Genomic DNA, 18,262 nt, shown 5'->3' on the forward strand with positions numbered 1-18,262 from the left:
CCCGCGATGACTACGGCACGTCCACGGCCAGCTTCTGCAGCGCGGTCTTCGCGTCCGCATGGTCCGGCTGCAACTGCACCGCGGCCTCGTACTCCTTCTTGGCCTCGGCCTTGCGGTTGGTGGCCTCCAGCAACTGCGCGAGCGCGAAGTGCGGCTCGCCCGCGCCCGCGTCCACCTGCGCTGAGCCCCGGAACGCCTTCTCCGCCTCCGGCAACTTGCCCTGCCGGTACAGCGTGTGCCCCAGGTACAGCAGGCCCAGCGAGTTGCGCGGCTCCACCGCCAGCACGTCGCTCAGCACCTGGAGCGCCTTGGCTTCGTCACCGCCGCGCAGGTACAGGAAGCCCAGCTCCGCGCGGGCCTCCAACTGCGCGGGGTCCTTCGCCACCACCGCCTCCAGCTCCGGCACCGCCAGGTCCGGCCGGCCGCGCCGCGAGTGCAGGATGCCCAGCCGCGCGAGCGCCGCCGTGTCCGCCTCTTCGCCCGCCGCGGGCGTGAGCAGCTTCTCCGCCGCCACGTAGTCGCCCATGGAGAGCAGCAGGTCCGCCAGGCCCAGCTTCGCCGCGCGGTGCTTCGGATCCTCCTGGAGCACGGCCTCGTAGAGGGGCCGCGCCTGGGCGCCCACGTGCTTCTTCGCGTACGCCTCCGCCAGCATCAGCCGGTTCTCCGCCGTGGGCTGGAGCTTCACGCAGGCCGAGTACTGCGCGATGGCGCCGTCCAGGTCGCCCTTGGCCTTGAGCGCGTCGCCGTAGCCCGCGCGCACGCCGGGCTCGTCCGGGAAGGTCTCCACCGCCGTCTTCAGCGTGGCCAACGCCTCGTCCACCTTGCCCAGCTCCAGGTACGCGCGCGCCAGGCCCTGGTAGGCCTCCGTCGTCTTCTTGCCGTCGTCGGCGCTCTTCTCGATGGCCTTCTGGAACGCGGACACCGCCTGCGTCTTCTTGCCCTGCGCCAGGTACAGCTGGCCCAGCTGCGTGTACGGGCCGCTCGCGCGGCGGGGCTCCAGGAGCAGCGCCTTCTCGAAGGCCTTCGTCGCCCGGGCGTTCTCCCCCAACTGGAAGCACGCGAGCCCCAGGTTGAAGTGCGCCTCCGCGTACTTCGGATCCAACGTGATGGCCTTCTGGAACGCCTCGGCCGCCTTGCGCGCGTTGCCCTGGCCGTCCAGCACCACGCCCAGGTTGTTCTGCGCGCGCGCGTGCTTCGGATCCGCCTTGAGCGCCGCCTGGTACTCCGCGAACGCGCCCGTGACGTCGTTCTCCCGCATCAGCACGACGCCCAGGTTGTAGTGCGCCTCCGCGTCGGAGTCCTTCTGGCGGATGGCCTCGCGCAGCGTCTCCTTCGCCTCCGCGCCCAGCCCCTTCTCCGCCAGCGCCTTGCCCAGGTTCACCCGAGCCACCTGGAGCGCGCCGTCCAGCTTCAGCGCCTCGCGGTACGCCTCGATGGCGTCGTCCGTGCGGTTCGCGCGCTGGAGCACCTCGCCCAGGTTGAAGCGCAGCTCCGCGTCCTTGGGCGACAGCTCCGTGGCCACGGAGTACTGCGTGATGGCCTCGTCCGTGTCGTCCTGGATGCGCGCCAGCAGGCCGCGCTCCGAGCGCAGCGTGGCCTCTTCCGGGAAGGCCGCGAGCGCCGCGTCCAGCACCGCCTTGGCCTTGGGCACATCCCCGGAAAGCCGCAGCGCTCGCGCGAGCGCGACCTTCGCGGGGACGCCATCCGGCGTGAGCCCGACGAGCTTCGTCAGCGGAGCCACCGCGCGGCGCGGCTGGTTCTGCGACAGGAAGGCCGTGCCCAGCTTGTAGAGCGCGTCCGGGTCGTCCGGGAGCTTGTCCGCGCGCGCAGCGGGCTTCTCCGGCGGAGGTGCCTCCGGCGCGGGAGCCTGGGCCGTCAGCAATTGAAGGAGAAGGACTCCGGCTTTCGTCATCACAGGTTCTCCACGTACGGGCTGGCGCGCGCGTCGAAGGTCTTCTTGGCCAGGGCGGCCTTCTTCGCCTCCCACGCCTCCTTCGCCGCCTGCGCTTCCTTCGTGTCCCCCCCGAGGTTCGCGCGCTCTTCCTTCACGGCGGCCTCGCACTCGGACACCTGCTCCTCGAAATCCTTCGGCTCCAGGCGCTCACTGCCCTGCACCTTCGCCTTGCGCGCCGCCGTCAGCCGCGCCAGCTCGAAGCGGGCGAACGCGCAGCGCAGCGACAACTGCTCCACCTCGCGCAGCCCCACGTTGAGGCGCTGGTGCGCGCGCAGGTACTCCACGCGGGCCTCCGACTCCGCGATGGCCAGCTGCGCCACCTCGCGGGAGGACGCGTCCTGCGCGCGGTCCTCCTCGTCCTCGGCGGCCTCCTGGCGGGACTTCGCGCGGCGGATGTTGTCGCGCGCGCGGTTGATCTCGTTGTCCGCCTCGTCCACCCGGTCGATGGCCAGCGCCAGGTCGTTCTCCGCCTCCAGCAGCTCGATGCGCGTCTCGTACGGCAGCTTCTTCACCAGCGCGTCCGGCACGCGCATGCCGTAGCTCGGGCCGCAGGCGGCGGTCAGGAGGGACAGGCTGAGGAGCAGGTGGCGCTTCATGGAGCAGTGGCCTCGAAACGGCTGAAGATGGTCCGGCCGGAGTAGACGTCGGTGCCGTTGGTGAACGTGACGTTGAACTCGCCCGACACCCGGTCCCCGGTGTTTTTCGGAAGGGACTTCACGAAGAGGTTGCCGCGCACGAGCGGCGGGAAGGGACGCACCGGCTCATCCAGCACGCTGCGGTCCACGCTGCCCCGCTGCGAGCCGTCCTCCAGCGCCTCCGCCAGGTCGATGTCCAGCGAGCCCGCGTACTCGTTGTCCGGCAGCATGTCCGCCACCCGCGCGCTCACCTTCAACACCACGTCCTGCCCGCTGCCCTGCGTGTTGACGAAGCTCACCGCCAGCGTCCCTTCCGCCAGGGCCGCCTCCGTGCGCTGGTAGCGCAGGTCGATGAGCTCCGTCACGCTGCCCTCCAGCTTGCCGCCCTCCTCGCCACACGCGGTGGCGACGAGCGCGAACAGCACCGGAGCGATGCGGCGGAAGGGCGCGCTCACTTGCATGCCTTCCACCCCGCGTCCACGTCCGGGCCATTGAGCGTGCCCATGTCCTTGAGCACGGCCAGCTCGCGGCGCGCGCCGTCCGTGTCGCCGAAGCGGCAGCGCAGCGCGGCCAGGTTGAGGCGGGCCTTGTCGTAGGTGGGGTCCGCCTCCAGCGCCTTGGCGTACGCCGCGCGGGCCCCCATCGCGTCACCCAGGTTGAGCATGGCCCAGCCCAGCGCCGCGTGCGCGGACGCGCGCGTGTCCTGCAACTCCGTCACGCGCCCGAAGGTCAGCTGCGCCATGCCGTACTGGTGCGCGTCCAGGTAGCCCATGCCCAGGGCCTCCAGCGCCTCCGCGGTGAGTACCTTCTCCGCCTTCTTGCGCAGGTCCTCCAGCGCCGCGGGCTGCGTGGGCGCGGCCGGCTGCGGCACCGGCAGCGCGGCCACGTCCGTGCGGTTGCGGCAACCCACCACCGCCGCGTTGAAGACCTCCAGCGACTCCGCGCGGGACAGACAGGCCTTGAAGGCTTCGTCCGAGCGGACCTTGAGCGGCCCCACCTGCTGCTTCACCGCGTCCTGGAACTGCTTCGTCTCCGCGGCGGACAGGCCGCCGGGCACCGGCGTCTGGTCCACCACGTCCGCGATGTGGCCGTACGCCAGGGCGATCTTCCACAGCGACGCCACCGCCCACTCCGGATACCCGAGCGACGCGGCCTGCGTGTACACGCCCTCCATGGCCTGGAGCGCGGCGACCTTCTCCTCCACCTTGTCCGCCGGCAGGTCCTTGTAGCCGCGGTAGAGGATCTCACCCAGGTACCAGAGCCCCTTGGCCGCCTCCTCCGTCTGACCGTTGGGGCCCTGCACCGCGGCGGTGAGGGTGGAGATGAGCGCGTCCGGCGGAGCGGTGGGCGCGGTGGTGGCCTGCACCTCCGCGAGCACCGCCGCGGCGGCCACGTTGTTCTTGTCCAGCTTGATCGCGGTCTCCGCCGCCGTCTTCGCGCGCGCGTAGTCCTTCTGCTTCAGGCGCGTCTCCGCGAGCAGCGCCAGCACCTCGCCCTTGCGCGCGCCCGCGGCCTCCGACGCCGTCTCCAGGTTGCGGGACGCTTCCTTGTACTCACCCAGCGCGATGCGCAGGCGGGCGCCGGCCATCCAGCCGTCCACCGAGGCCAGGTCGCCCGTCAGCTTCTGGCCCACCTGCTCGAACCAGCCGGCCGCCTCGTTGAAGGCCGCCGCCTCCGCCGCGTGCCGGCCCAGCGTCAGCAGCACGTCCGACAGGTACTGGCTCTTGGGGTAGGACTGCGCCAGCTTCGCGCCCAGCTCGCGCTCGCGCTGCAGGTCGCGCTTCTCGCGCGCGGCGGTGAACGCGCCGTAGAGCGCCTTCTCGCCGATGTCGCTGTTCTTGTTCTCGTCCGCGACCTTCATCAGGCCTTCGATGACGTCGCCCGTCTCCTGCGCGCTCTGCAGGGCCAGCTCGTCCAGGGCCTCGGCCTTGCTCTGCGTGAGGATCTTCTGGACCTCGCCGCGGAAGTTGGACGGCAGCGAGGACGCGAGGAACTTGCGGCCCGTCTCGTCCAGCTTCTTGAAGTCGTTCACCTGCCTGAGGCTGTCCAGGGCCAGGTTGCCCGCCACCGGCGCGTCCTTGTACTGCGGGTGCGCCAGCGCGAACGCGGTGAACAGCTCCGCCGCCTTCGGGTACTCGCCGTCCTCGTAATAGGCGCGCGCGATGTTGAACTTCACGTCCAGCACATGCGGGCTCTGCGGGTAGCGCGACACGTAGTTCGCGCCCAAGAGCTTCAGCGCCTGCCGCGCGTCGGCCACCTCGAAGGCGTTGCGCTTCTGGGCCTCCTCCGGCTTGAGCGTGGAGAAGTGGGCCAGGAGCGCGCCGTACATGGCGGTGTCCACGGCCTTGTTGTCCTTGGCCTTGTCCTCGTAGCGGGCCAGCTCCTCGAACTGGCGCGCGGCCTCCGGGAACTCCTTGGCGGCGAAGAGCGCGTCCGCGCGGTTCTTCATGATGGGCCGCACGTACTGCTCCGGGCGGAACAGCCCCAGGTACTCGCGGTAGGCGTCCGCGGCCTTCATGTACAGCTCGCGCGAGTCCGCCTTCTGCGCGGCCAGGTGCACCTGCGTGGACAGGTCGCGCGCCATCTCCTCCGTCTCCGCGAGCTGCTTCTTGCGGTCGGACTCCGCCATCTCCGGGTCCGTCTTGCTCTGCACCGCGGCGCGCACCAGGAAGCGGATGTCCTCCGGCTCCGGCATCACCTTGCCCTTGGCGGCCTTGAGCGAGTCGTACAGCTTCTGGCCGCGCTCCAGGTCCATCTCCGGGTCGGGCTGCACTTCCATCAGCTTGCGCAGCGTGGGGATGGCCCACTCGTACTGCTGCTTGATGAAGTAGCGGTTGCCCAGCTTGTCCAGCGCGAGCGCGTACGTGGCGCGGCTGTCGCTGAGCTTCTCGAAGTAGTTGAGCGCGCCCTTGGGGGGCTTGGCCTCCGTGTAGCTGTAGACCAGGTCCAGCAGCGCCTCGCGCTTGACGTTGAGCGCCTTCTTCACGTCCACGCCGGGCAGGGGCGCGCTGGCGGCCGCCGCCTCGAAGAACGTGACGGCCTCCGCGTGCTTGGCCTGGTTCACGCGGATCCAACCCATCTTGTAGCGGGCCAGGTCGTGCACCGGCGACGGCGGCAGCTCCAGGATGGCCTGGTAGTGCTTCTCCGCTTCGACCAGGTCCGCCTTGTCGAAGAAGTGGTCACCCAGGATCTGCTCGGCTTCCAGGCGCAGCGGGCTGTTGGGGTACTTGCGCGTCAGGTCCCCCAGCGTCTTGAGCATCTCGTCGAACTGGCCCAGCTCGCGCTGCTCGTGCGCCAGGTAGAACGTCACCTGGTCCCCGTCCTTGAAGTCCGGGTACTCGCGCAAGAGGCGGTAGTACATCTGCACCGCCTTCTGCTTCATCAGGCGCGTCTCCGGGGAGACGATGGCGCCCGTGGCGCCCTCCGGGCGGGTCTCCGCCTGGAGGTAGTACACGTAGCGGCTCTTCTCCACGTAGAGCTCCGCCAGCCGGAACTGCAGGTCCGGCAGGTACGGCGCGTTGCGGCTCTTGGAGATGAGCTTCTCGGTCTCGCCGATGGCGCGGTCCACCTTGAAGATGTCGCGCTTGAGCTTGGCGACGAGCTCCTCGCGCTCCTTCGCCTTGGACACGATGGGGTTGGTGTTGGGCCCGATACGGCCGCCAGGGCCGGGAGCCGCGGCCGCGAGCAGCGCGGCGGTGATGAGGCCGGTGAACGGGCCGGTCATGGGGTTTCCTCGATGCAACGGCTCTCGATGCGGACCCGGTAGGACTTGAGCTCGTCGTTCCAGTATTCGTTGTCGAACTTGAAGGCGACCTGCGCGGGCGACAGCAGCTCTTCCTCCTGCGCCGCCACCACCTGCGCGCCCTTCTTCACGCGCTCGTACAGCTTGAGGCCGACCTCGTACTCCATGAGGCGCACCTGCTCCGCGGCGCGCAGCAGCGTGTCCGCCTCCTGGCGCACGGCGTCCTGCAGCCGCGCGTCGTACACGCGCACGGCCTCCGCGTGGGACAGGTCATAGACGCGCGTCAGGTGCCCGAAGAGCCGGTCGCCGAAGCTGCCGGCGTAGCGGCCCAGGCGCTCGCCCTCCAGGTCCAGCAGGGCCACGAACTTCGCGGCGCGCTGGGTGCCGCCGTGCGCGTTGGCGGCGCGGCGCAGGCGCACGTCCTGGCTCAGGTCCTCGCGGTTGTGCACGGACTCCAGCGAGTCCGCGTACCGGCGCGTCAGCTCCTTCGCCGCGCGCTTGGCGGGCAGGTAGTGGCACAGGTCGCGGAAGATGAGCGCGCGCAGCAGGTACTTGTCCGGCATGAACTCATCGCGGAAGGACGGCGCGTCCAGCGTGGTGAGGATGCCCAGCGCCGCGCGCAGGTCGCCCAGCTTGTAGCGGGTCCACGCCTCCTCCAGGTAGAGGCTGGCGCGGCCGGGGTCCAGCTCCGGCAGCTTCACCTTGCTGTACGCGTCCAGCGCGCCGGTGAAGTCCTTCTTCTCGTAGCGCAGGCGGGCCACCGCGAGCGCCGCTTCATTGCGCGCCTCGCGGGTGAGCTTCTCGTCCTGGGACAGGCCGAGGAAGTCCTTCACCATCTCCTCCGGCGGATCCTTCACCTGCTTGAGGCGGGTGACGAGCAGCGCGAACTTCGCGCGGCTCGCTTCGGCGCTCGTCTCCGGCAGCTTGGAGAAGTGCGTGTTCGCCCAGCGCTCGTTGCCCACGCGCAGGTCCACCAGGCCCTGCTGGTAGTGCGCGTAGGCGCCCGTCTCGTCCGGGAGGAAGCCCAGGTCGAGCGCGCCGAAGACCTGCTCGTCGATCATCACCTCGTCGTGCGGCCGGTCCGTCAGCCCCTTCAGCGCGTCCAGCGCGCGCGGCAGCACGTTGGGGTTGGAGCGCTCACGCGCGATGCGCGCCAGGTACGTCGCGCCCGCGTGCGTGAGGCCCAGGTCGATGAGGCTCCGCGCGAGGAAGTACTGGCCCCACGCGTAGTTGTCGTCCGTGCGGGGCGTGGCCTGGAGCCACGCGTACAGCGGGCCCGCGGCGTCGCGCGGCTTGCCGTCGAAGTAGGCCTTGAGCGCGTTGTCGAAGGTCTCCGGCGGCACCTTCTGCGGCGGGGGCGGAGGCGCCTCCGCGACGGCGGCCTTGGCGGGAGCGGGCGTGCCGGCGGCGGTGCCCGCGTCCGTGGGGCCGGGGGTGCCCGCGTCCGTGGGGGTGCCAGCGGCCTTCGCCGTGGCGGCGGCCGGTGGAGGTGGCATGGGCAGCGTGCCCGCGTCCGGTGCCGCATGGGCGACCGCCGGGGACACGAGGAGCGCGGCGCTGGCGAGCGCGGCGACGATGAGCGGGCGTGACGTCATTCCGTGGCGCCGAAGTTGAAGGCCGTCCCAATCTGCACGGTGGGCACGTTGATGATGCGCGACGCGCCCGCGAAGACGGTGTTGTTGGTCACGTCCAGCCGGAAGGACACGTTCTGGCTGGAGAACACGCGCACGCCCAGGCCCAGGTTGACGGCGGGGCGGAAGCCGTCGCTGCGGTCCACCTTCACCACCGTGCCGCCGGCGAGCAGGAAGACCTCGAAGTGGATGACGTTGGCGTTGAGGAAGGACGTCTTGCCGTACAGCGGGCTCCACATGAGGTCGCTTCCCACCATCCACTGCACCTGGTCCTCGAAGGCGGTGGCGGTGGGGGCCGCGTCGAAGTCGCGCTCCAGCTGGCTGCGCAGGCTGGTCTGCACGTTGTAGCTGTACGTGCCGCGGCCCACCTGCCACGCGACGCTGTCGCTGAAGTGGTACGTGTAGCCGACGGTGCCGATGAGCCCCTTGTAGAAGGCGTCCGCGGGCAGCACGCCCACGCCCAGGGAGAGCTCGTGGTGCATGCGGTAGAGCCGGTCTTGCACCGCGGAGACGGTGCCGGGGTTCTCGAGTTCCTCGGCCTGGGCGCGCGCGAGGCCGGGCACCAGGCACAGGAGGGAGAGCAGGAGGAATCGCACGGGGACTTTTTCCTGTCAGGAGGAGGGGAACGACGTGGGGTGGGGGGAGCGCCCCCGCGTCAGTAGCCGACCGAGTTGAAGAGGAACGGGTACGTGATGATGACCTGGCCGCCCTTGGGAGCCGGGAACTGCCAGCCCTTCAGGCTGCTGAGGATGCACGCCTCGACGGAGGCGTTGCGGAGGGTGGAGGACTTCGTCTTGGCGGAGGCGACGCGGCCGTTGAGCCCGATGGCCCACTCCAGCACCACCTTGCCGGCGAGGCCGGGGTCCTTGAGCAGCGCGCGCTCGTAGCAGCCGTGGACTTCATTCAGGTGGCTGTTGATGACCTTGGCCACGGCCTCGCGGTCCACGGTGCCCTGCGTGGAGGAGATGCTGCGCGCGGTGGCGCGCGTGACGGTGCCGCCCACCGCGCCCTTGCCCACGCCGCCCGCGCCCAGCGCGCCGATGCCGCCGCCGCCCTTGCCGCGCAACAGCTCCGCGCCCAGGGTGGCGCCGCCGCCCTTGCCGCCGCCGCCCAGGCCGAAGGTGCCCAGGCCCGCGTTGGCGATGGGCGCCTTGCCGATGAGGCCCGCGAGTTTGTAGTTCGTCTGCTTGGCGTTCTTGCTGCCCGGGCCGCTGCCCAGCTTGTCCACGGCGGCCAGCAGGTCGTTGGCGGCGGGGCCCGCGGCGGACAGCTTCGCGAGCGCCTTGAGGGCCTTGCTCTCCGGCGCGGCGGCCACGGCCTTGGGGACCTGCACTTCCTTCACGGGCTTGGGAGGCGCCTTCTCCGCGACGACGGGCTTGTCCTTCGCGGGCTCCTTCTTCTTGAGCGTCTCCAGCTTCTTCTTGGCCTCTTCCTTCTTCTTGGGCTCGGGGGCGATGAGGCGCAGCGCGACGGGCGGGAGGTTCTTCTGGGTGAAGTCCGCGGTCGCGGGGCCTTGAGGCCGGGTGGCGATGAACCAGCCCAGGCCGCCGCCGAAGATGGCGAGGAAGAAGAGGGTGAGCCAGGGCAGGCCCTTGAGCGGGTTGACGAAGACGCGCTCGGGGGCGGGGGCCGCGTAGGCGACGAGCGACATCTTGCCCTGGGTGAGGCGGGCGGCGGCGCCGTCGCGCAGGGTGACGAAGCGGCGGCTGCCGTCGGACTCGAGCGCGGCGGTGGCGACGGGGCCGAAGCGGCCGTCTCCGTTCGCCTTCTCCACGTCGGTGCCGGGGGGCACGAAGAGGCGGTAGTTGCCGTTGACGGACTCGGCGAGGGTGAAGTCGTCACCTTCCGGGAGGGAGAAGCCCCACAGCGGCATGGGGGCCAGCTCGTCCACGGCGGCCTTCACGGGCTTCTTCGCGTCCGGGGTGAAGCGGCGCGCGTCGCGGCGCACGGCGCCCCAGTAGAGCTCCAGGTAGAGCTGGGCCGGGCCCTTCTTGCCCGGGCCGATCTTCGGCGCGTGCGTGGGGCGGCTGGCCGGGGCCCCGTCGAGGACGAGGGGGCCTGAGGTGGGGGCGGCGACGTCCGTGTCCACGTCCGCGAGCAGGTCGTCCACGGCGAGGAGGCTGGGCATGGCCTCCGAGGGAGGACGGCGCCGCGTGGAGGGAACGGTGCCCGCGGGAACGGCGGGAGCGGGAGCCTGCTTCGAGGCCGCGGGCTGAGCGTGGGCACCGTTCGGGCGTGCTGCGTGCGCGGCCTGCGGTGCGTGGCCCGCGTGCGCGGCCTGGGGCTGCCCCGTGTGCGCGCCGTGGTGCGCGTGCGCGTTCTGCTGAGCGAAGGCCGCCTGTTGAGCCTGGGCCGCCTGATGCTGTGCATGCGCCGCGTGTTGCGCCTGCTGCTGCGCGAGCGCGGCCTGCTGAGCCTGCTGTTGGGCGAGTGCGGCCTGCTGAGCCTGCTGTTGGGCGTAGGCGGCCTGCTGCGCCTGCTGCTGCGCGAGCGCGGCTTGTTGCTGCGCGTGTGCGGCCTGCTGGGCTTGCGCGGCTCGCTGGGCCTGCTGCTGCGCGAGTGCGGCCTGCTGAGCCTGCTGTTGTGCGTAGGCGGCCTGCTGCGCCTGCTGCTGCGCCAGCGCGGCCTGCTGAGCCTGCTGAGCCTGCTGTTGTGCGTAGCCGGCCTGCTGGGCCTGCTGCTGCGCTAGCGCGGCCTGCTGAGCCTGCTGTTGTGCGTAGGCGGCCTGTTGCGCTTGCTGCTGCGCCAGCGCTGCCTGCTGAGCCTGTTGCTGCGCGTAGGCGGCCTGCTGCGCCTGCTGCTGCGCCAGTGCGGCCTGCTGAGCCTGCTGCTGCGCGTAGGCGGCCTGCTGCGCCTGCTGCGCGTGCGCGGCCTGCGGGGGCGCGAAGCCATTCGCGGGCCCGAAGCCGTGCGCGGCCCCATTGCCACCGTGCGGGGGCGCGGCGGGCGGAGCCCCCGCACCTCCGAGGAGCGCGGCGACCTCGGGCGGCGGCTGCGGCTTGGTCTCGACGGGACGCTGGTTGAGGATCCGCGTCTTCAGGACGAACGGACCGCACAGCACCTCGTCCACGGAGCGGATCTCACAGGCCGTGACCTGGTGCCCGTTGACGAAGACGCCGCTGGTGCCGCCGCCCGCGTCCTGGATCGCGGTGCGGCCGTTCTGGAAGTACAGCAACGCATGGCGCGGCGACACGGACGCGTCGTCCAGGCGCAGATCCGACGACGCATCGGAGCCGAGCGCGTAGGTGCCGGGGACGAAGACCTCCGTCCCCACCAGGAGGCCGTCGCGGAGGATGACGACTTGCAGGACGCTGGGCTGGCCGCTCAACGGTGACGCTCCCTTCGAGGGGTGATGGGCGGTACGGCCCTACTGATCGTAGACGGTGGCGAGCGTCTCCGAGCGGAAGCTGTCCCGCTCGCGAAGCATCGACCGCGTCTTCAATTCCTTGCGGTCATACAGATACACGGCGCCGGACTTGTTCGTCTGGCCCTGGATGAGCCGGTCGTCGAAGTCGATGCGCGACGGGCCGCGCTGCGGCGGCGCGGACGTCGCGGCGGCCGAGGCATCCCCCGTCACCGGATCCGTGACGGCCGTGCTCGACTTCGTCTCGATGCGCGGCGGCGCCTTGCTCGAGCCCTTCTTGGCCTTGGGTGCCTTCGCGGCCTTCGTCCTGGAGGCGCGTGCACGCCCCTGGGCCAAGGCATCGTTCGCGGGGGAGAGGGGACCGAAGCCGAGCACGCTGGCGACGGCACAGAAGAGGAGGAAACGTCGCATCATCAACAGGTTAAGCGATGCGAGCCCCGACCTGTCAACGCACACTCCAGCCCCATGGCATGGCCTGTGGCGATCAGGTGTGGGGGGCAGTCCACCTCACCTGGGGCGGACTCTCCACGACTCGTCCTTCTTCGTGCCGGTACGCTGGAAACGTCCCGTGGGATTCCCTCCGAGCAGTGCCTCCCCAGCATGCGAGCAGACGTGGCACGAAGTCATCGTGACACGGTGGGCGGATGGAGGATGCTCGCGCGCGGGAGGCATGCCCTCGCGTGATAGGTGTCACTCGCCATCGGGGATGGATCGCGGCAGTGCTCGGAGCCCTGGTGCTTTTGGGCCTCGGGCTCCTGGTGTTGAAGCCCCCCAGCAGCCCCGCGCCAACGCCAGCGCCGTCCGCCGCTCCCGCCGAGCCGCGCCCCATCCTTCAGGCGGTGGGCCCGAAGCTGACCAGCAACCAGACCTCGCAGCCCATCTCCCTCTACGGAGAGAACCTGGTGCCGGGCCTGCGGCTGGTGCTCGGCGCGCCCCTGTCGCGCGAGGTGCCGCTCACGGTGGTGGACTCGCGCCATGGCTACGCGAGGCTCCCGCCCGACCTCAAGCTCCCGGAGGGCACCTTCCAGACGGACGTGCAGCTGTCGCTCGCCGCGACCGGTCCCCGGCCCACGGGCACCGCGCGGCTCACCCTGGTCAACGACGCGGCCTTCCCGGACCTGATGGCGATGGCGCTGTCCCCGGACGGGCGCACGCTCTTCGTCGCATCGCCGCCCACGGACACCGTGTTCGCGCTGGACGTGGCGTCCGGGCGCGTGGAGCCGATGGCGGTGGGAGACGGCCCGTCCGCGCTCGCGACCTGGAAGGACGCCCGCGGCCATCCGTGGCTGGGCGTGGCCCACCAGAACGGCGCGGAGCTCTGGCTGTACGCGCTGGACGCGCCGGAGCGGAAGGCCCGGGTCGTCCCCGCGCCCTCGGGAGCGTGGGGCTTGGAGGTGGACGGGGCGAAGGGCGTGGCCTTCGTCGCCGAGCACCTGCGCGACACGGTGCACGCGCTCGCGCTGGAGGATGGCCGTGAGCTGTGGCGCGCGGCCGTGGATCCGAACCCGCGCGCGATGGCGCGGTGGAACGGGCTGCTCGCGGTGGGCAGCCTCCAGACGGGGCAGGTGGTGCTGCTGCGCCAGGATGACGGCCGGGAGCTGGCGCCGGTGGTGCCGAAGCCCGGCGTCCCCATCATCGGAGGCACCACGGAGGCCTTCTCCGCGCAGGTGATGGGCGGCAAGGCGCCGCGCGCCCTGGTCGCGAGCGACCGGCTGAAGCGCCTCTTCATGTCGAGCCTGGGGCCGAACGTGGGCCCCAACGCCCAGCGCATGGAGGTGAGCGCGAACAGCGGCGTCGCGGTGCTGGACCTGGACCGGCAGGAGGTGGTGCGGCACCGGGGCTTCGGTGCGGGCGTGACGGAGGGGCTGGCGCTGGATGACCGCGCGGGGCTGCTCTACGCGGCGGACGTGGGCCTGGGCCAGGTGCGGGTGCTGGACGCGAAGGCGCTGGTGAAGAGCGACGCGGCCGCGCGCGAGGCGCTGCTCCAGACGCTGCCCGTGCCCGCGCCGGAGGGCACGCCGTGGATCCGTCCCGTGGAGGACCTGGGCACGAAGGGCAGGGCGGGATTGGAGCTGCACTCCGGGCCGCGCTCGCTGGCGCTGTCCCCGGACGGGCGCACGCTCTACGTGCTCAACCGCTTCACGGGCACGGTGGCGGTGGTGGACGTGAGCCATGCGCGCGCGGGCAAGGCGAGCGTGACGCGGCAGTGGCCCGTGGTGGACGTGCGCTCGCGCGAGCAGCGCCGGCTGGGCCAGGTGCTCTACTTCACCGACGTGGGGCGCACGGGCATGAGCTGCGACGCGTGCCACATCGAAGGGCACACCGGCGGCGTCTTCTTCGAGAAGACGCGCCCCATGCGCATCTACCGGTCCACGACGGCCCTGGGCAGCCGGGACACGCCGCCCTACTTCACGCCCGCGAGCACGCGCAGCATCGCGGAGACGGTGGAGACGGTGGGCGGGCGCAACCGCTACCACAACCCGGATCCGACGCCGTCGGAGGTGGAGGCGCTGACGCTCTACACCTCGCTCCTGCCCACCGCGCCCAATCCCTACCGGGGCGAGGACGGCGCGCCGCTGGAGACCGTCACGCTGCCGGACGGAAGGACCGGCCATCCGGTGAAGGGCCTGGCGCTCTTCGAAGGGAAGGCCCGGTGCCAGGCCTGCCACCCCGCGCCCCTCTACACCCTGGACCAGGACCCCGCGACGCGGGGCCAGTACCAGGACGTCGGCACGCCCATCGCGCTGCCGCTGCGGCTGGAGCAGCAGCACCTGGTGACGGGCGCGGCGCCGCCCTCGCTGGTGGGCACCTGGGACGTGTGGCCCCTCTTGACGAGCGCCACGGCGGGCTACGCGGTGCAGGAGGACCGGCTCGTGGTGGGCTCGCGCTTCCCGCTGCGCACGCTGCTGGAGACCCCGGGCCTGAACCACGGCGCCGCGCAGGAGCTCAGCGCCGGGGAGCGGGACGACCTGCTCGCGTACCTGCTCACGCTGTGAGGGCTAGCGCGCGGGGTTGGAGTGGAAGGGGAGCAGCACCGCGGCGCGGACCCGGGTGGCCAGCGCTTCGGAGAGCAGCGGCCATCCGAACGCCGCGAAGGTGAGCACCGCCATCATCCCGCTGAACATCCACAGCCCCATCGTCACCGCGATGCCCAGGTGCAGGCCCATCGTCAGCGCCACCCAGAGCCCCCGCGTGCGCCGGGGCCAGACGCAGAACACGTAGCCCACCTCCACCACCAGCGTGCCCCACGTGGCCAGCTTCACCAGCCACGGCACCACCGCGAGCCACGCGAAGTCGAACTGGCCGTACTGGGGCTGCATCAGCACCTCCCAGAGCGCCGTCCCGTCCCGCCACACCGTCCCCAGCATCTTCTCCAGGCCCGTGGTCAGGTAGATGATGCACAGGTGCACCTGCAACACACGCAGCGACAGCGTCGCCAGCGCGGACGGCGCGCCGGAGAGCCTCTTCGCCCGCACGTCCAGGGAGTACGCCGTGCCCACCGGCATCACCGCGCAATAGAACAGGCTGATGTGCGCGAAGGTCTCCACGCCGTAGGAGAAGAAGCTGATGCTGTTGAGCAGCACCGTGTGGAGGATCCACGCCGCCACCGCCGACAGCCGCGTGTGCAGGCCCAGCAGCAGCCCCAGCAGCGCCACCACGTAGACGAACGTCAGGCCCTGGATGCTGGCCGCCTGCGAGAAGCCCAGTGGCTCCAGCGCGGCCACCACCATGCCCACCCGGGGCACGGACGGGGACGCCATCGCCTCGGAGACGCTCCAGGGCACCCAGCCCCGGTCGCCCAGGAGCTCCGGCAGGCTCTCCGACAGGCTCCACGCCTGGATGAGCAGCAGCGCCGCCACGCCGATGCGCAGGACGCCCAGCGGCTGCGGAGAAGAGGGCTCGCTGACGAACGCCGTCAGCCTGTCGCCCACGGCGGACTTCCAGTTCCGGGCGCTCATGGCGTCACCTCCCCGGTGGACACGGCCGCGGGAGCGCGCCGCTGGAACTCCGCGCGGTAGGCCTCCGTCCAGAGCGGCCGAGACCCTCGCAGGTGCTCCGCCATGCCAGGCAGTTGCAGCGACTCCACGCGCACCGTGACGGCTCTCGCGTCCGGGTGCCGGCCGAACATCGCCGCGGCCCACGCGCGGGCCAGCGCGTCCCGGCTGTCCTCCAGGCTGAAGCGCAGGTTCATGGAATGGATGCGCACGCTCACGGCGCCGTTGTCCGACCGGAAGTCGTCGTGCAGCTGTTCGCCGGACGCACCTTCCACGTCGAAGGAGACACGCACCGCCGGGCTCACCCCGGGGGCGAAGAAGCTGAAGCCACTGCTCGAGCCCGTCCAATGCCCATAGGCCTGGGCCCAGGTCCTCGTGGTGTCCGTCAGCGGGAGCAGGGGCACGTGCAGCGCGCCTCGGGCCACCATCACCAGGTGCAGCACGGCGAGGCCGGTCAACAACCCGTGCCGGGGAGTCAACGTGTGTCGCATGGGGGCTCCAGACCGAGCGCCGGAGGGGGCACCTCCGGCGTCGGGTCCGTCTTGAATGGACCGCTACATCACTTCAGGGGGTTGTGACGTCCGCGGGCGTTCAGTTGCAGTTGCCCGAGATGCTGCCGCCGCCGACGATCAGGCCCAGCAGGTTGCCCGTGGTGTTGCCGATGATGTTGCCGCCACCGAGGATGTTGCTGAGGATGCCGCAGTTGCCGTTGCCGCTGCCGCCGGAGCCACCGGCCAGGGGGCCCGTCTTCGACACCAGCACGACCTCCTCCATGGACACCGCCATGCGCGGATCGTGGCTCTTCACCTCACGGTTGTGAGCCATCGCGCCCGTCGCACCCAGCGCCAGCACGAACATCGCCACGGTCCCGCCCAGCTTCATGGTCGTCTTCTTCATGGTCCTGCTCCTTGGGGATTGAACTGCATGGGCAATGTCTTTCCCCTCCCCGAAATCGGAACCATCCCGGTAAGACCAGGATTCTGTTGAGGGTTGATTCCAGGCGGGATGTGGACATTCCAGCCTGGTTGGCGGCGTCCTTTTCTCCGTCGGCGCGAAGAGGCGGGTGCGGTGTTCGGGCCTTCACGTGGATCCGGCCCGCGGGTCGCTTGCGTTGGAAGGGGGGGCTGAGGTCTACAATCCAACGAATGCGTTCCTCCCCCCGGGTCGCCTGGCTCCTGCTTTCCACGTTGTGGCTGTCGTGCACCGACGCGGGGCTCTATTCGATTGATGACCGCGCGGGCGGCACACGGGACCGCGCCAACTTCGAAGGCGACCTCTGCGTCCCCGAGGCCACCGGCGACGCGTTCCCGGTGAAGGTCATCTTCGCGCTCCAGGGCGGCACCGGCGTGGAGCCGGAGGTGGTGGGCTCCGCGGTGGACGGGCTCACCACGCTCACCTCGCGCTATACCGGCCCCCAGATGCGCTTCGGGCTCGTGGCCTTCCACTCGGTGGCCACCGGCCTCCAGGGCAGCTTCACGGACGCCGCCAGCTTCCAGGCCGTCCTGCCCCGCTACGCCAGCTACCAGCAGGATGGCCCCATCAGCATCCGCTCCGCGCTGCGGCTGTCCAAGAGCCTGATGTCCGGCGAGATGCAGGCCTCCTGCAAGGGAGAGGTCGCGCGCTCGCGCTACGTGGTCGCGCCCGTCATCCGCAGCTCCGACGTGAGCTGTGACAACCCGGCCTTCAACATCGGCATCGACAGCCGCTGCACCGCGCTGTCCCAGGCCGCTGGCTGCAACGCGTCCCCGGAAGCCCAGGCCGCGTGCAACGCCTCGTGCAGCCAGTGCGAGCTGACCGCGGTGGTGGGCGAGCTCAAGGGCCTGGTGGAGCAACTGGGCGCGGGCGACGTCAGCGTCCAGCCCATCTATGTCCGCGATGCCTCGCCGGACGCGGTCACGCGGTTGCAGGTGGCAGCCATCGCCAACGCGGGCGGCAGCGCGCCCGTGGAGACGGACTTCGTGGGCCTGCCCAATGCGCTCACGCGGCTGGACTACGGCGCGCTCGACAACGCGCTCAAGTTGAAGCGCTTCCTCGCCTTCAACCGCAACGTGCAGGTGCGCAACGGCCAGATGCTCACCGACAGCGACGGCGACGGCGTGGCGGACGACGACGAGCGCGCCCTGGGCCTGGACCCCGCCGTGCCCGACACCGACCAGGACGGGCTCATGGACGGCGTGGAGCTGCGCATGGGCCTGGACCCGCTCGCCGTGGACATCATCAACGGCTGCAGCGTGGTGCAGGACACCGACGGCGACCGGCTCAACGACTGCGAGGAGCGCGTGCTCGGCAGCGACCCCTGCGTGGGCGACACCGACGGTGACGGCCTGCCGGACCTGGTGGAGGCCCTGTCACAGACGAACCCGCTCGTCGCCGAGGACCTGCTCGACACCGACCGCGACGGCCTCACCAACGTGGCGGAGGTGGAGGCCCACGGCGACCCGCTCAGCGCCGACCTCGACTTCCACCGGGAGCGCGGCTACGGCTACTCCATCGTCCCGCTGCCCCCCACGGCCACCAGCAACCGCGCCTGCTACCGCACCCGCGTGGAGAACGTCTCCCTGGTCCCCACCCTGGAGCGCCCCCACCCGCTGATTCCCGGCGAGGTGATTTCCGCCGGCACCAACGAGGTCTACCTCTACCTCCAGGTGGGCCGGGACAATGATCCGCGCGGCGCCGGCGTGGGTTCACTCTTCATCCAGGAAATCCAATACGACCCCGACACGGGCCGCACCCCCGCGGGCATGGTTCCCCTCGTCTCCGACGACTTCATCGTGAGCAACTGAGAAGGCCCCCCGGCGTGGGGTGTCCCCCACAGTCTGAATGGGGTGTCCCCCCCACACCCTTCCTGTAGCAGGCTCTTTCGAACGCGCAACCCCTTGAAGTTCCTCACCCTGAAACTCCTACAGACGCGGGATCGCCTCTTGCTAGGGGCAGGGGTTGT

Annotated in this window: 13 protein-coding genes; 2 read left to right on the forward strand and 11 right to left on the reverse strand. The window is 70.9% G+C overall.

Annotated features, from left to right (window positions below; all coding sequences use genetic code 11):
- Positions 1 to 10: 10 nt before the first annotated feature.
- The 8 genes from ACX114_RS06145 to ACX114_RS06180 are packed head-to-tail and all read right to left on the reverse strand — an operon-like array spanning position 11 to position 11,740.
- Entirely contained in the window at positions 11 to 1,912 is a 1,902-nt protein-coding gene (locus ACX114_RS06145; protein ID WP_459295654.1) for a tetratricopeptide repeat protein, read from the reverse strand.
- Positions 1,912 to 2,550 carry a hypothetical protein gene (locus ACX114_RS06150; protein WP_014394061.1) on the reverse strand — a complete coding sequence of 213 codons (639 nt, stop codon included), beginning with the start codon at positions 2,548 to 2,550 and terminating at the stop codon, positions 1,912 to 1,914. Before ACX114_RS06150 ends, ACX114_RS06145 begins: the two co-directional genes overlap by 1 nt.
- Positions 2,547 to 3,050, reverse strand: coding sequence for a hypothetical protein (locus ACX114_RS06155; RefSeq protein WP_459295656.1), 504 nt, complete (start codon positions 3,048 to 3,050; stop codon positions 2,547 to 2,549). Before ACX114_RS06155 ends, ACX114_RS06150 begins: the two co-directional genes overlap by 4 nt.
- Positions 3,041 to 6,313: a tetratricopeptide repeat protein gene (locus tag ACX114_RS06160; RefSeq protein ID WP_459295658.1), complete on the reverse strand. Its 3,273-nt coding sequence runs from the start codon at positions 6,311 to 6,313 to the stop codon at positions 3,041 to 3,043. Before ACX114_RS06160 ends, ACX114_RS06155 begins: the two co-directional genes overlap by 10 nt.
- Complete coding sequence (locus ACX114_RS06165; protein ID WP_459295660.1) at positions 6,310 to 7,926, reverse strand: hypothetical protein; 1,617 nt, start codon at positions 7,924 to 7,926, stop codon at positions 6,310 to 6,312. The genes ACX114_RS06160 and ACX114_RS06165 overlap by 4 nt, the downstream gene beginning before the upstream one ends.
- Complete coding sequence (locus tag ACX114_RS06170; protein WP_459295662.1) at positions 7,923 to 8,558, reverse strand: outer membrane beta-barrel domain-containing protein; 636 nt, start codon at positions 8,556 to 8,558, stop codon at positions 7,923 to 7,925. The genes ACX114_RS06165 and ACX114_RS06170 overlap by 4 nt, the downstream gene beginning before the upstream one ends.
- Before the next feature lie 59 nt (positions 8,559 to 8,617).
- Positions 8,618 to 11,290, reverse strand: coding sequence for an AgmX/PglI C-terminal domain-containing protein (locus tag ACX114_RS06175; RefSeq protein WP_459295664.1), 2,673 nt, complete (start codon positions 11,288 to 11,290; stop codon positions 8,618 to 8,620).
- Between the two features lie 39 nt (positions 11,291 to 11,329).
- Positions 11,330 to 11,740 carry a hypothetical protein gene (locus ACX114_RS06180; protein WP_459295666.1) on the reverse strand — a complete coding sequence of 137 codons (411 nt, stop codon included), beginning with the start codon at positions 11,738 to 11,740 and terminating at the stop codon, positions 11,330 to 11,332.
- A gap of 230 nt (positions 11,741 to 11,970) precedes the next feature.
- Between ACX114_RS06180 and ACX114_RS06185 the strand changes: the two genes are divergently transcribed.
- The gene (locus tag ACX114_RS06185; protein WP_459295668.1) at positions 11,971 to 14,322 is read left to right on the forward strand and encodes an MtsA protein; all 2,352 of its coding nucleotides are present in this window, start codon (positions 11,971 to 11,973) and stop codon (positions 14,320 to 14,322) included.
- A gap of 3 nt (positions 14,323 to 14,325) precedes the next feature.
- Here ACX114_RS06185 and ACX114_RS06190 read toward each other — a convergent pair whose 3' ends face one another.
- The 3 genes from ACX114_RS06190 to ACX114_RS06200 all read right to left on the reverse strand — a co-directional run bounded on the left by ACX114_RS06190 (position 14,326) and on the right by ACX114_RS06200 (position 16,218).
- Positions 14,326 to 15,285, reverse strand: coding sequence for a hypothetical protein (locus tag ACX114_RS06190; protein WP_459295670.1), 960 nt, complete (start codon positions 15,283 to 15,285; stop codon positions 14,326 to 14,328).
- Positions 15,282 to 15,812 (reverse strand): hypothetical protein, encoded by a 531-nt coding sequence (locus ACX114_RS06195; protein WP_459295672.1) that lies wholly within the window; start codon positions 15,810 to 15,812, stop codon positions 15,282 to 15,284. The genes ACX114_RS06190 and ACX114_RS06195 overlap by 4 nt, the downstream gene beginning before the upstream one ends.
- Before the next feature lie 100 nt (positions 15,813 to 15,912).
- Positions 15,913 to 16,218, reverse strand: coding sequence for a hypothetical protein (locus tag ACX114_RS06200; RefSeq protein WP_459295674.1), 306 nt, complete (start codon positions 16,216 to 16,218; stop codon positions 15,913 to 15,915).
- Between the two features lie 248 nt (positions 16,219 to 16,466).
- Here ACX114_RS06200 and ACX114_RS06205 point away from each other — a divergent pair, with 248 nt between their 5' ends.
- Positions 16,467 to 18,104: a calcium-binding protein gene (locus ACX114_RS06205; protein ID WP_459295676.1), complete on the forward strand. Its 1,638-nt coding sequence runs from the start codon at positions 16,467 to 16,469 to the stop codon at positions 18,102 to 18,104.
- The last annotated feature ends 158 nt before the right edge of the window (positions 18,105 to 18,262 follow it).

This window comes from Corallococcus sp. M7 (assembly GCF_054512695.1).